The organism is Cognatishimia activa, assembly GCF_017798205.1.
GTDB classification, from domain to species: domain Bacteria; phylum Pseudomonadota; class Alphaproteobacteria; order Rhodobacterales; family Rhodobacteraceae; genus Cognatishimia; species Cognatishimia activa_A.
Window position 1 is genome coordinate 2,160,774 of sequence record NZ_CP060010.1, and the last position, 12,364, is coordinate 2,173,137.

At 56.2% G+C, this 12,364-nt stretch carries 12 protein-coding genes and 2 tRNA genes; 4 read left to right on the plus strand and 10 right to left on the minus strand.

Annotated elements, in window-relative coordinates; translation table 11 throughout:
- Positions 1-19: 19 nt before the first annotated feature.
- Entirely contained in the window at positions 20-742 is a 723-nt protein-coding gene (gene hisA / locus HZ995_RS10575) for a 1-(5-phosphoribosyl)-5-[(5-phosphoribosylamino)methylideneamino]imidazole-4-carboxamide isomerase (RefSeq protein ID WP_209355626.1), read from the minus strand.
- A gap of 154 nt (positions 743-896) precedes the next feature.
- Between hisA and HZ995_RS10580 the strand changes: the two genes are divergently transcribed.
- Positions 897-1,289 carry a DUF2147 domain-containing protein gene (locus tag HZ995_RS10580; protein ID WP_209355627.1) on the plus strand — a complete coding sequence of 131 codons (393 nt, stop codon included), beginning with the start codon at positions 897-899 and terminating at the stop codon, positions 1,287-1,289.
- 56 nt (positions 1,290-1,345) lie between these two features.
- On the opposite strand, the gene hisH is transcribed toward HZ995_RS10580, so the two are convergent.
- Positions 1,346-1,984, minus strand: coding sequence for an imidazole glycerol phosphate synthase subunit HisH (gene hisH, locus HZ995_RS10585; RefSeq protein ID WP_209355628.1), 639 nt, complete (start codon positions 1,982-1,984; stop codon positions 1,346-1,348).
- A gap of 56 nt (positions 1,985-2,040) precedes the next feature.
- On the minus strand, positions 2,041-2,646 hold the full coding sequence (locus HZ995_RS10590; protein WP_209355629.1) for a TetR/AcrR family transcriptional regulator: 606 nt from the start codon (positions 2,644-2,646) through the stop codon (positions 2,041-2,043).
- Between the two features lie 115 nt (positions 2,647-2,761).
- Here HZ995_RS10590 and HZ995_RS10595 point away from each other — a divergent pair, with 115 nt between their 5' ends.
- The gene (locus HZ995_RS10595; RefSeq protein WP_245168645.1) at positions 2,762-3,364 is read left to right on the plus strand and encodes a DUF2306 domain-containing protein; all 603 of its coding nucleotides are present in this window, start codon (positions 2,762-2,764) and stop codon (positions 3,362-3,364) included.
- Here the strand turns inward: HZ995_RS10595 and hisB are convergent.
- From hisB to HZ995_RS10610, 3 genes are all read right to left on the minus strand, one after another.
- Positions 3,361-3,948, minus strand: a complete 588-nt coding sequence (gene hisB / locus HZ995_RS10600; RefSeq protein WP_209355630.1) for an imidazoleglycerol-phosphate dehydratase HisB — start codon at positions 3,946-3,948, stop codon at positions 3,361-3,363. The genes HZ995_RS10595 and hisB overlap by 4 nt on opposite strands.
- 90 nt (positions 3,949-4,038) lie before the next feature.
- Positions 4,039-4,113: transfer RNA gene (locus HZ995_RS10605), tRNA-Gly, on the minus strand.
- 46 nt (positions 4,114-4,159) lie between these two features.
- Positions 4,160-4,234, minus strand: a tRNA-Gly gene (locus HZ995_RS10610).
- A 121-nt stretch (positions 4,235-4,355) separates the two neighbouring features.
- On the opposite strand from HZ995_RS10610, the gene HZ995_RS10615 reads away from it, so the two are divergent.
- Together HZ995_RS10615 and HZ995_RS10620 are read left to right on the plus strand one after the other, a co-directional pair.
- Positions 4,356-4,736 carry a hypothetical protein gene (locus HZ995_RS10615; protein WP_209355631.1) on the plus strand — a complete coding sequence of 127 codons (381 nt, stop codon included), beginning with the start codon at positions 4,356-4,358 and terminating at the stop codon, positions 4,734-4,736.
- 22 nt (positions 4,737-4,758) lie between these two features.
- Positions 4,759-5,658 carry a YHYH protein gene (locus HZ995_RS10620; protein WP_209355632.1) on the plus strand — a complete coding sequence of 300 codons (900 nt, stop codon included), beginning with the start codon at positions 4,759-4,761 and terminating at the stop codon, positions 5,656-5,658.
- 3 nt (positions 5,659-5,661) lie between these two features.
- Here the strand turns inward: HZ995_RS10620 and HZ995_RS10625 are convergent, their stop codons facing one another.
- The 4 genes from HZ995_RS10625 to HZ995_RS10640 form a co-directional block, all read right to left on the minus strand.
- Positions 5,662-6,051, minus strand: a complete 390-nt coding sequence (locus HZ995_RS10625; RefSeq protein WP_209355633.1) for an MAPEG family protein — start codon at positions 6,049-6,051, stop codon at positions 5,662-5,664.
- Positions 6,052-6,141: 90 nt separating this feature from the next.
- Entirely contained in the window at positions 6,142-6,705 is a 564-nt protein-coding gene (locus HZ995_RS10630; protein WP_209355634.1) for a hypothetical protein, read from the minus strand.
- 59 nt (positions 6,706-6,764) lie between these two features.
- A complete protein-coding gene (locus HZ995_RS10635; protein WP_209355635.1) occupies positions 6,765-10,202 on the minus strand; it encodes a pyruvate carboxylase in 3,438 nt (1,145 codons plus the stop codon).
- Positions 10,203-10,463: 261 nt separating this feature from the next.
- A complete protein-coding gene (locus tag HZ995_RS10640; RefSeq protein ID WP_209355636.1) occupies positions 10,464-12,128 on the minus strand; it encodes a sensor domain-containing diguanylate cyclase in 1,665 nt (554 codons plus the stop codon).
- Positions 12,129-12,364: the final 236 nt, after the last annotated feature.

Genomic DNA, 12,364 nt, shown 5'->3' on the forward strand with positions numbered 1-12,364 from the left:
TTTTTGGCAAGATGAAGGCTTAGGACTTCAACAGCGCAAGCGCCTCGGCGAGGTCAATCGCACCATCGTAGAGAGCGCGGCCCGAGATAGCGCCGTTTAGAGGCGCACCGCAGGATTTCAGCGCGCGCAGGTCGTCCAGCGAGGAGACCCCGCCAGATGCGATCACCGGGATGTCGACCGCATTGGCGAGATCGGCCGTGGATTGCACATTCGGGCCTTTCATCGCGCCATCGCGCAGGATGTCGGTGTAGATGATCGCTGCGACGCCTGCATCCTCAAAGGATTTCGCGAGGTCGGTGACCTGGACGTCGGTTTCCTCGGCCCAGCCTTTGGTGGCGACAAAGCCGTTGCGGGCGTCGATGCCGACGGCAACCTGACCGGGGAAGGCTTTGGCAGCTTCGCGCACGAGGTCTGGGTTTTCCACGGCGACAGTGCCAAGGATCACGCGGGCAAGGCCTTGGGTCAGCCACATCTCGATGGTGGCCATGTCGCGGATACCGCCGCCGAGTTGGGCAGGTACTTTGGTTTGCGACAGGATCTCTTTCACGGGCGCTGCGTTCACTGGTTCGCCCGCGAAAGCGCCGTTGAGGTCCACAAGGTGCAGCCACTCGCACCCTGCCTCGACGAACTCGAGTGCTTGGGCGGCGGGGTTCTCGTTGAACACGGTCGTCTTGTCCATATCCCCATGCAAAAGGCGCACAGCATTGCCGTCTTTGAGGTCGATTGCAGGGTAGAGGATCATGGCGCGCATCCTGTTTTGTCAGGGCAGAGAACTGCTGTATTTTGGTCACGGGGGCTTTCGCACGCGAGGATGTGAAATGCAACCTGACCCAAAGTCAGGGTTGATCGAAAATCGTCTCTGTCTCATGATTTTCGCAAAATTGGGAGGAAATACTATGAAACATGTTCTGATCGCAGCCGCTGCGACTGTTTTTGGAGCAACAATGGCTCTGGCGGATCCGGTGCATGGCACCTGGCAAACCGCGAAAGATGACAATGGCAACTATGGCCACATCGAAGTCACCAACTGCGGGTCCACCATCTGTGGCACTTTGGTGAAGTCCTTTAATCCGGATGGCAGCAACCTTGTGACCGACAATATCGGTAAGAAGATCATCTGGGACATGGAGAACCTGGGTGGCGGCAACTATGGCAAGGGCAAAATCTGGTCGCCTGACCGTGACAAGACTTACAAGTCCAAGATGGTTCTCAGCGGCAACAGCTTGTCCGTGTCTGGCTGTGTTCTGGGCATTTGCCGTGACGGCGGCACCTGGAAACGTGTGAACTAAATCAACGTGATTTCAAAGAAGAAAGAGCGCTCTTTAGGCGCTCTTTTTTGTTGCTGCTATGGCGTCCAGGTCAGGAAATTGCCGATCATTTTTAGCCCGACATGCTGGCTTTTTTCCGGGTGGAACTGCATGCCCACCATCGTCTCGCGCCCGATGATGGCTGTGATGTCCTGACCGTAGTCCACATAGGCGATGCGGTCCTCAGGACGATGGGTTTTGAAGTGGTAAGAGTGCACAAAATAGGTGTGATCGCCGCTTTCGACACCGTCGAGCAGAGGGTGCGCCTGTTCTATCACAAGGTTGTTCCAGCCCATGTGGGGCACCTTTAGGCTGGCATCGCTTGGTTCGATCTTTTCAACATCTCCAGCGACCCAATTCAGACCCGGTGTCATTTCGTATTCATGTCCTGTGGTTGCCATCAGCTGCATGCCGACACAGATGCCCAAGAAAGGACGGCCTTTAGTTTCAACCGCTTCAACCATCGCGTCATAAATGCCTTTATGGCCGCGCAACTCAGCGGCACAGGCGGGAAAAGCTCCGTCACCAGGCAGAACAATCCGGTCCGCACGCGCGACGGTGTCCGCATCAGAGGTTACCACGACTTCGCCCGCGTCCAATTCTTGCGCCATGCGTTGAAAGGCCTTTTCTGCGGAATGCAGATTGCCGCTTTCATAGTCGATGATGGCTGTCAGCATGGCATGCGGGTCCTTTGATCACTTGCGCTCTCAGTTGCCGCCAAAAGCGGGCAGGGTCAAGAGGGAGGGCTGCCGACGCGCTCCAAGAGCGCCATGACCTCGTCAAAGGGACCGATGTCGATGTCCGGCGGAGGGGATCCGAATTCCCCAGCGATGTAAAGCAGGGTGAAGCCGTGAATCAGTGACCAGACCTGTGCCTCGATCACGCGTTCGTCGGTGCCTTCCGGCACAAATGGGGCGCAGACGCCGCGTAGGATCAGATAGGCATGGGCTTCGTTTTTACCTTCAGGGTTTGCGATGGCCGCGAGTCCGTCAAAGCCAAAGATCACGTTCAACAGCCCTCGGTGGGTAAGGCCGAATTGCAGATACCCGCGACAGATCGATTTGAGGCGACCCCGCGCGGATTGTTCGCCTCTATCGATGGCCTCCTGCAAGTGATTGGAAAATCTATTAAAAGCCTCGGTCGCGATGGCCTGTTTTAATCCGGGTAGCCCATCAAAATGATGCGCCGGAGCCGCGTGCGAAACCCCTGCGCGCGCAGCGCATTTTCGCAAAGTAAGCGCGTCGATCCCGCCTTCTTCCAAGAGCTCAAGCCCCGCTTTGATCAAGGCGGGACGCAGGTTTCCGTGGTGGTGTTTCTTAGCTGGAGTGATGGCGCGCATGAACCCTAATTGCGTGACTGGGTTGACAGCGTCAAGTTAAAATGATTTTTACAGCGTCAAGTTAAAGTTGACAGTGTCAGGTTTGGGGGTTGCTACGATGATGCAAAACACAGCAATGAGATGGGGTTTAGGGGTTCTATGGGCGCTGACTTTTGTGGTCGTTCTGGCGTCGCTTCGGTTTGCCTTTGTAGCGTTAGAGTTCGTGCAACCGGCAATGATCTATCACGCGTTGGAGCGCCCGTTGGTGTTTTACGGACATGTCGTCGGAGCCACCATCGCTTTGGCTCTGGTCCCATTTCAGTTCTGCGCACGGCTGAGGATGCGCCGCCTGACGTTGCACCGTTGGCTTGGGCGTTTCTATGCCGTCGCCATTTTGTTCGGCGGCTTATCGGGTGTCTGGTTGGCGATGACAACGCAGGCTGGTGCCGTCGCAGGCGCTGGCTTTGCTGTTCTGGGGGTGGCTTGGCTCTATGTCACTGGCAACGCGGTGCGGCTGGCAATGGTCGGGGACATCACCGCGCATCGCCGTTGGATGATCCGCTCAGCAGCGTTGACTTTGGCGGCCGTCACATTGCGCATTTACCTGCCGATCCTGGCAGCCACTCTAGGGTTTGAAACCGGATACACGCTGGTGGCCTGGCTCTGCTGGGTGCCTAACGCGCTCTTTGCAGAATGGATCCTGCGCCGCGACGGGCAACGCAGGGCAGTACCTGCCTAAAGCGTGCCCTTGGTAGACGGGATGTCGCCAGCTTTGCGCGGATCGGTTTCGACCGCGATGCGCAACGCCCGCGCCACAGCTTTGAACGCAGCCTCCACGATGTGGTGGCTGTTCAACCCATGGATCTGGTCCACATGCAGGGTGATCCCGCCGTGGGTCGCAAAAGCCGTAAAGAACTCACGCACCAGTTCGGTGTCAAACTGACCAATTTTCTGGGTCGGAATGTCCATATTCCAAACAAGGAACGGACGCGCTGACAGATCCAACGCACAACGCACCTGCGCGTCATCCATCGGCAAATGACACTCGCCATAACGCCGGATACCGCGTTTGTCGCCAAGCGCCAGCACCAAGGCCTGACCCAACGCGATCCCCGTGTCCTCGACCGTGTGGTGATCATCGATGTGATAATCGCCCTCAGCGCGGATGGTCATATCAATCAGAGAATGGCGCGACAGTTGATCCAGCATGTGATCAAAGAAACCGACACCCGTCTGATTGTCATAGCTTCCGGTGCCGTCGAGATTGATCTCGACGTCGATCTTGGTTTCCGCAGTGGTGCGAGAGACGCTGGCTGTCCGCATTAGGCCTGTCCTTACATTATCGTCACGGCCTTATAGGCACGCCTGCGCGAATGTCCAAGCTATTGCGTGATCTATTAGAAGTTTGACCGATGGAGCGGGCGAGGCGATTCGAACGCCCGACCCTAACCTTGGCAAGGTTATGCTCTACCCCTGAGCTACGCCCGCAAACCATCGTCATATCTGATGCATGGGTGGTGCATCTGTCCCTAATTGGAGCGGGCGAGGCGATTCGAACGCCCGACCCTAACCTTGGCAAGGTTATGCTCTACCCCTGAGCTACGCCCGCTTCCTTAGGTGAGGCGTGGGATATAAACTCTGCTCGGAAGCCGCAAGGGAAAAAATGCAGCGATGTCAAAAAAATGTAAAATGGCGCGACGGAAGTCATTGGCTCGGGCGTTCTATTTGCCATGAAGACGGTTGATCCAACATATCCCCGCCTGACACGCCGCAGCTTTTGCGCGATGGCCTTGGCCTTGCCGAGCTTGGCGTTCGCCCATGACGATCATGGGACCGCAGACATCATTGCGGATGCTGCGGTCGTAAGCTTTGATGGCACTGACCTGACACTGAAACTGTCGATCTATAACAGGTCTGCCCATGCCGTGACCCTTTTCGCGGTGTCTGCGCCCGGGGCCATGGGCGCTGAGGCGCTGTTTGTGACCATAGACAGCAGCACCCAGGCTGAGGCGCGTGCGACCTTGCGTTTTGAGGGCGCGGTTCCGGGCATTTTCACAGCTGTTCTGGACTTTGGCGAAGACGGGCAGGGGCCTGTGTTGGTGATGCCTTAGGAGAGCATCGAGGAGTAGAGCAATGTCCAAAACCACAAAGATCACAGCGGCGCTCGTCGCCAGCACCCTGACCCTTGGGTTGGTGGTGCAGGCCGACGCGCAAGGCAGGCCACCTGCACGCGCCCATACCGCCACCGAGGCGCAGGATTTATCTCTGGCACGCGCCACGCAGACCAAATCCGGTGGGACGGTGTCTATAACTGTGCGCGGCAACAAGCGCATCATTGCGTCAAACGGCATTCCCGAACACCAAGTTGGCCGGTTCCCCAGTCGCGGCAACCCAAATCGGATCTCATCGCAAAACTATCGCTTTTCGATGCCAACCAATCCGCGTCTGCGCAATTCACCGACCCAACAGCGCGGGGTGCTCTTTGGCGTCGCCGTGAATGGAGTGCCTTTTGATCCGGGTACGGCCGAAGTCTGGAAGGGCAACCGGCGTTCGGGCTGGAACTATGAAGCTTTGGGAGGCGCGATCCCGCTGGGGTTGGACGCCAACTACGGTCATGTTCAACCTACCGGCGCCTATCACTACCACGGGCTTCCGGTTGGCTTGATGCAAGAACTGGGCTGGTCGAAATCCAAAGCCTCGCCGTTGATCGGCTATGCGGCGGATGGCTTTCCGATCTACGCGATTACGGCTGAGGTGAATGGCAAAGTGGTTGAGATGACCAGCTCCTATCGCTTGAAATCGGGCAACCGCCCGGGCGGATCTCAGCCGTCCGGAGACTATGACGGCACCTTCGTGCAGGACTACGTCTATGTCGAAGGCGCAGGCACTCTGGATGAGTGCAATGGCGCAATGGTGACGACGGCCGAGTATCCGAACGGCACCTACGCCTATTTCCTGACCAACGACTTTCCCGTGATCCCACGCTGTCACATGGGATCGCCTGACAGCAGCTTTAGCAAGCGGCGTCGTTGAGGATCAGAGCAAAGCGGCCAGCAGCAAAGCAATGCTGGTCGCGATGAGCTGGATGAAGGTCAGCACCATACCCAGCTGACGCATCGGCAGGTTCATCGGCTTTGACGCAAACCCATAGGCATGGGCCGCGCGGCCCAAAAGCAGGCAGAGCCCCATCGCGTGGACAAAGACCACATTGCCGCCCTGCATTTCCAGAATCAGTAAAAGCAGCAACCCAAGGGGCGCATACTCCGCGCAATTGGCTTGCGCTCGCATACGACGCAAAAGGCTGCGATCGCCTTCATCGCCCAGAGATAGTTTATTGGCGCGTCTATAGGCGATTACACGCCAGCAGAGGGCGAAAAAGATCAGGGCAATTAGAGAAGCGTAAATCGGGGTGATCGTAACGGACATGGCTCTTCGCTTATTTTATGCGCTCATCGCGTGAAATGAACCTTAGAGCCCACTAAGCAAAGGTCAAACCAAGTCGATCCTAACTTTGCGTCAATTGTTAGTGGCGTTCAGAGCGAAGTAATTATCCAGATCAGCCAGCGAGACATCCGTTGAGAAACAAATAGGGCGTTCCCCAGACCATTTGGTCCAGGCACTGGTATAGCCGCATTGTCGACCACTTTTGGATATTTGATATGGACAAGAACACTCTTGTCCGCGCGCCTCTAGATCGCGTTGAACAATCGCCTCCTTTGCCGCGCGCACTTGGGACGGGGGGAATGCACGCCCTTGCAGGTCAATGGGGCCGCTTTTGTTGGCGAGAATAGGTGGGTTCGTGAAGTCGCCCTTGAGATACTTGGCCCACATCCAGCCCCGAATGTAGTGGCCGCTGTTGATACCGCTGACAAAGTGCCATTTCTCGCCAAAATTGTGCAAGTGAAGTTCTGAGTCTTTCTGGAAACTGCCAAGCTTAACTCCGTCAAAAGAGTTAACGGACCTGATGGCGACGCTAGGTTCGTCTACAAATAGGATTATCGGAATAGCTTTGACCGAGTCTGATGCGACTACTAAGCTTGCGTTAAAGCACAGTAGAGCAACGAAAAAAGAAAACTTCATAAAAAAACCTCCCGCAATCGCGGGAGGTTAACAGATTATTAACTTTTGAGAAGAGCAGCTTACTCCAGCTCGACCAACAGGTCTTTGGCGTCGATCTGACCGCCCGCCTGAACATGCACCGCCTTCACAACCGCGTCTCGCTCTGCGTGAATGCCGGTTTCCATCTTCATTGCTTCGATGGTGAGAAGAAGATCGCCTTCCTTCACCTCTTGGCCGACAACGGCCCCAACAGAGGCCACGACGCCGGGCATCGGCGCACCAACATGGTTGGCATTGCCGACTTCGGCTTTTGGCCGCGCGGCGGTTGCCGATTTCACCAGACGGTTTGGTACGCGGATCACACGCGGCTGACCGTTCAGTTCAAAGAAGACCTTCACTTCGCCGTTCTCATCGGTCTCGCCCACGGCTTGCAGACGAATTTCCAGCGTCTTGCCTGGATCGATCTCTGCTGTGATCTCTTCGCCCGGCTCCATGCCATAGAAGAATGTCCGGGTCGGTAGAGTCCGCACAGGACCATACTGACGGTGACGCCCCATGTAGTCCTTAAAGACCTTCGGATACATCAGATAGCCATTAAGATCCTCGTCGTCGACGCTGAAACCCTCAAGCTCTTTGGAGAGCTCGGCGCGGGTGGCCTCGATGTCCACGGGCGCCAGATGCGCGCCGGGGCGTTCCACATTCGGCTGCTCGCCTTTCAGAACCTTGTCGACGATGCTTTCCGGGAAACCGCCCGGAGGCTGACCCAGGTTGCCGCGCATCATGTCGACGACCGAGTCAGGGAAGGCCACGTCGCGGCTTGGATCCTCGACCTCTTCGCGGCTTAGGCCTTGGCTCACCATCATCAGGGCCATGTCGCCAACCACTTTGGAGGACGGCGTGACTTTGACGATATCGCCAAACATCTGGTTCACATCCGCATAGGTCTGCGCAACCTCGTGCCAACGTTCTTCAAGGCCAAGGCTGCGGGCCTGTGCTTTGAGGTTGGTGAACTGGCCGCCGGGCATTTCGTGCAGGTAAACCTCAGAGGCCGGGGCCGCGATGCCGCTTTCAAAGGCGGTGTATTGCGCGCGCACCGCTTCCCAGTAGTCGCTGATTTCGCGGACAGCCGTGATGTCGATGCCGGTGTCGCGATCTGTATTGCGCAGGGCTTCGATGATCGAGCCCATGCAGGGCTGAGATGTCCCGCCCGAGAAGGCGTCCATCGCGGCATCCACCGCATCCACGCCCGCGTCAGCCGCGGCCAAAATGGTCGCGCCCGCGATGCCCGAGGTGTCATGAGTGTGGAAATGGATTGGCAGGTTGGTTTCCTCTTTCAACGCGCGGATCAACACGCGGGCCGAGGCTGGTTTCAAAAGGCCAGACATATCCTTCAGGCCCAGCACATGTGCGCCCGCCGCTTCCAGTTCCTTTGCCATACCGACGTAATACTTCAGGTCATATTTCGCACGGTTCGGGTCCAGAATGTCACCGGTGTAGCAGATCGTGCCTTCACAGATCTTGCCGCTTTCCACGACCGCATCCATGGCAACACGCATGTTTTCAACCCAGTTAAGGCTGTCAAACACGCGGAAGACGTCGATGCCTTTCGCGGCCTCCGCCACAAAGCTCTGCACGACGTTGTCAGGGTAGTTGGTGTAGCCAACGCCATTAGACGCGCGCAGCAGCATCTGGGTCATCAAGTTCGGCATCGCTTCGCGCAGATCGCGCAGACGTTGCCATGGGCATTCCTGTAAGAAACGGTAAGCCACATCAAAGGTCGCGCCGCCCCAGCACTCCATCGAGAAAAGCTGCGGCAGGTTCGCGGCATAGCTTGGCGCGACTTTCAGCATATCGATAGACCGCATGCGGGTCGCGAGCAGAGACTGATGACCATCCCGCATGGTGGTGTCGGTCAGCAGAAGCTGTTTCTGCTTTTTCATCCAATCGGCAACCGCCTGTGCGCCCTTTTGCTCAAGCAAGTTGCGCGTGCCCATCGCAGGCTCTGCGCGTTTGGCGGGGGCAACGGCGGGTTTGAGATCGGCCGCGGGGGCCGCGCGGCCTTCGGTTTCGGGATGCCCGTTGACCGAAATATCGGCGATATAGGTCAGAACCTTGGTGCCGCGATCCCGACGTTTCTTGAAGCGGAACAGATCCTCGGTCTCGTCAATGAATTTGGTGGTGTATTCATTGGACAGGAAGGTCGGGTGCTTGAGCAGGTTTTCGACAAAAGCGATGTTCGTGGAGACACCGCGCACACGGAATTCGCGCAAGGCACGGTCCATCCGCGCAATCGCTTTTTCTGGCGTTGGGGCCCAAGCGGTCACTTTGGTCAAAAGCGAGTCATAATAGCGCGTGATGACGCCGCCCGCATAAGCCGTGCCGCCGTCCAGACGAATACCCATGCCGGTTGCCGAGCGATAGGCGGTGATCCGGCCATAGTCGGGAATGAAGTTGTTCAGCGGATCCTCGGTCGTCACACGTGTCTGCAGCGCATGCCCGTTCAGGCGCACCTCGTCCTGCGCCGATTTGCCAGTTGCCTCGGCAATCGTCTTGCCCTCGGCAATCAGGATCTGAGACTGCACGATGTCGATACCAGTCACCTCTTCGGTCACCGTATGTTCGACCTGCACGCGCGGGTTTACTTCGATGAAGTAGAACTTGCCGCTTTCCATATCCATCAGGAATTCGACCGTGCCCGCGCATTCATAATTCACGTGCTTACAGATCTTGTAGCCGAGCTCGCAGATCTCTTGACGCTGTTCATCGGTCAGATAGGGGGCAGGGGCGCGTTCCACGACCTTCTGGTTGCGGCGCTGAACGGAACAATCGCGTTCAAACAGATGGTACATGCCGCCGTGTTTGTCACCGAGGATCTGCACCTCGACGTGACGCGCGCGGGTGATCATCTTTTCCAGATAGCCCTCGCCATTGCCAAAGGCAGCTTCGGCTTCGCGACGGCCCTCAAGGACTTTTTCTTCAAGCTCATCTTCGCCGAAAATCGGACGCATGCCGCGACCGCCGCCACCCCAGGATGCCTTGAGCATCAGAGGATAGCCTACCTCTTTCGCTTCTGCTTTGATCGCGTCCATGTCATCGCCAAGCACTTCGGTTGCCGGGATGACCGGCACGCCCGCCTCAATCGCCACACGACGGGCGCTGGCTTTGTCGCCAAGTGCCCGCATGGTCTCAGCTTTGGGGCCGATGAAGGTGATGCCGTTGGCAGCACAGGCATCCACGAAATCCGGGTTCTCAGACAAGAGGCCATAACCCGGGTGGATCGCATCCGCCCCGCATTCCCGCGCCACGCGAATGATTTCGTCAATCGAGAGATAGGCGGCCACAGGCCCCATGCCTTCGCCGATGCGATAGGCCTCGTCGGCTTTAAATCGATGCAGGCCCAGCTTGTCCTCTTCGGCGAAAACCGCGACCGTCTGCTTGCCCATTTCATTGGCCGCACGCATGACGCGGATTGCGATTTCACCTCGGTTGGCGACGAGAATTTTCTTAAATTCTGTCATATCGGACCCTCTCCCTTGGTACCAGTTTCTGCACTTGCGAAAGGGTTAGGGAGTGAAAACCTCTGAGGCAATACCCAATACGACGGATTTATGACGATCTCGTCGAATAAATCGGCGTTTTATCCGCCATCTCAGAAAAAAATTCAGGATCTTGTTAGGTCGTTGCTTTCGCAAGGAAAAAATCTCCCAAAAGCCATTGCGAACGCAATGATTTCTTCGATTCGAAACATTGCAGCTGCAGCATTTTCGCGATGTTTGAGGTCACTCCGCGGCCATTGACGATGAGGGCGACACGGGCTTTGGTTTTGTTGCTGGTAGCTTGGCTTGCGTCTCTCCGTAGATGCGGACCTGATTGCGGCCACCGTCTTTCGCTGCATAGAGCGCTTCGTCTGCCTGGCGCAGTAGGGCCTGGATATCGCGTTCATTGTCGGGAAAACAGGCGACCCCTGCCGAGATCGTCACGGTCGGCAGGTGCTTTTCCTGATAGAGCACGCGCATCGCTTCGACTTTTTCGCGCAGTTTATTCGCGCGGGCCTCGACGGTTTTTAGATCGCTGCCGGGCCAGATCAACATGAACTCTTCGCCACCCATACGGCAGGCGACATCCTCGCCATCGCAGGCGTCCTGCAGACAGCTTGCCACTTCGCTCAGGACGTTATCACCCGCGTCATGGCCGTGATTGTCGTTGAACTTCTTAAAGTGATCCACATCCAGATAGATCATATAGACCTTTTCGCCTTTTGCCTTGGCAGCGTTTAGGAGGCGGCGCAGACGGTCCAGCATATAGCGGCGATTGAACAGACCTGTCAGAGGATCGCGCGTTGACTGTTCTTGAAGCTGATCGCGCATGCGCACATTGGCAATTGCCATCGAAATCTGTTCGGCACACATCTGCGCCAGTTTCTTACATTTGTAGAAATCCTTGTTGCTGGATGTCTTGCGGCGCCGCAAATTCATCAGCCCAACAGTTTCCCCATGCGCTAGGATCGGAAAACAGTAGTAGGGGCGATCATCATGAGGCTCCGCATGATCGCAACAAAAGTTCACTTCGTGACGACCAAATTCATAGGTGCGCCCACGACGCAGCCCCCAGCAGTCTTCGGGATGGATATGAGGCTTGTATTCACCTCCGTTCCAAGCAGCACACCCGTCCAGCACGTCGCGTGAATTAGAATAGACATAGATCGAGCCTTCCGCGTCGGGCAACAAATGGCTCATGAAGCGCGCAACCATGTCAAAGAGTTCGCCCAATGACTGGCTGGACTGAAGCCATTCGTTGAGGTCGCCCAAAAGCTGTACCTCACGCGCGAGCTGCATCTGCTTTTCAACGAACTCACGCTCTTCCGCCGTTTGGCGTTTGGCCATTTTGACTTGGTATTGGGACGCCCGCGAAGAAATCCAAGCAGTGATTGTCAGCAACAGCGTTATTATCCCGGCAACAGCTGCAAAGGCAATTTGCATCCGTCGCAATGTAAGCTGATGCAGAGTCGTTGCATTCGTATAGAATTCAATAGCCCCAACAACTGTGCCACGTTCCAAAACAGGGACATAGACTTCGTAAACGATGTGTTTTTCGTCCATGTTCGTAAAGAGCGAATGAATTGCGAGACCATCAATCTCTTTAGCGTCTTTTTCCTCACGTTGAACGTAGGTATGCCCCTTTGCGACAACTTCCTTAAAATAGGCTTTGTCATTCACACTGCCAATTTCACGATTGCGCGACGACCAGATTATTGTGCCGTCGAGGTCAAAAAGCTTGATACGGTAGATGTCCGACGCGTCGGGAACGCGCTTTAAATAGTTGATTTCATCAAGCGAAAGCTGGGCTTCGGTGAAGGGGCGCGCGACATCGTCAAAATGTGCAAGAACGCGGCGCTTCCACAGTTCCGCCTGTGTGACGTAGTCATGCGACAAAAGATAGTTCACGGCCCTTGGCGGGAGCTGAAGATACCCCCAATAGGACAACCCAACGGACGCCACAAAAAGAACCGCGACTGGTGCAGCCCTGAGACCAGATCTCAATTTTTCCAGAACCCACATCAAATTTCTCCAACACGACCTCTATTGGTTTGCCACGTCATGCTGCCGGAACCGTTAACACTGCCCAATTATCTGTGTGCAATTTAGTTTAATTCGTTGGCCTCTTCCCAAAATCCTTATGT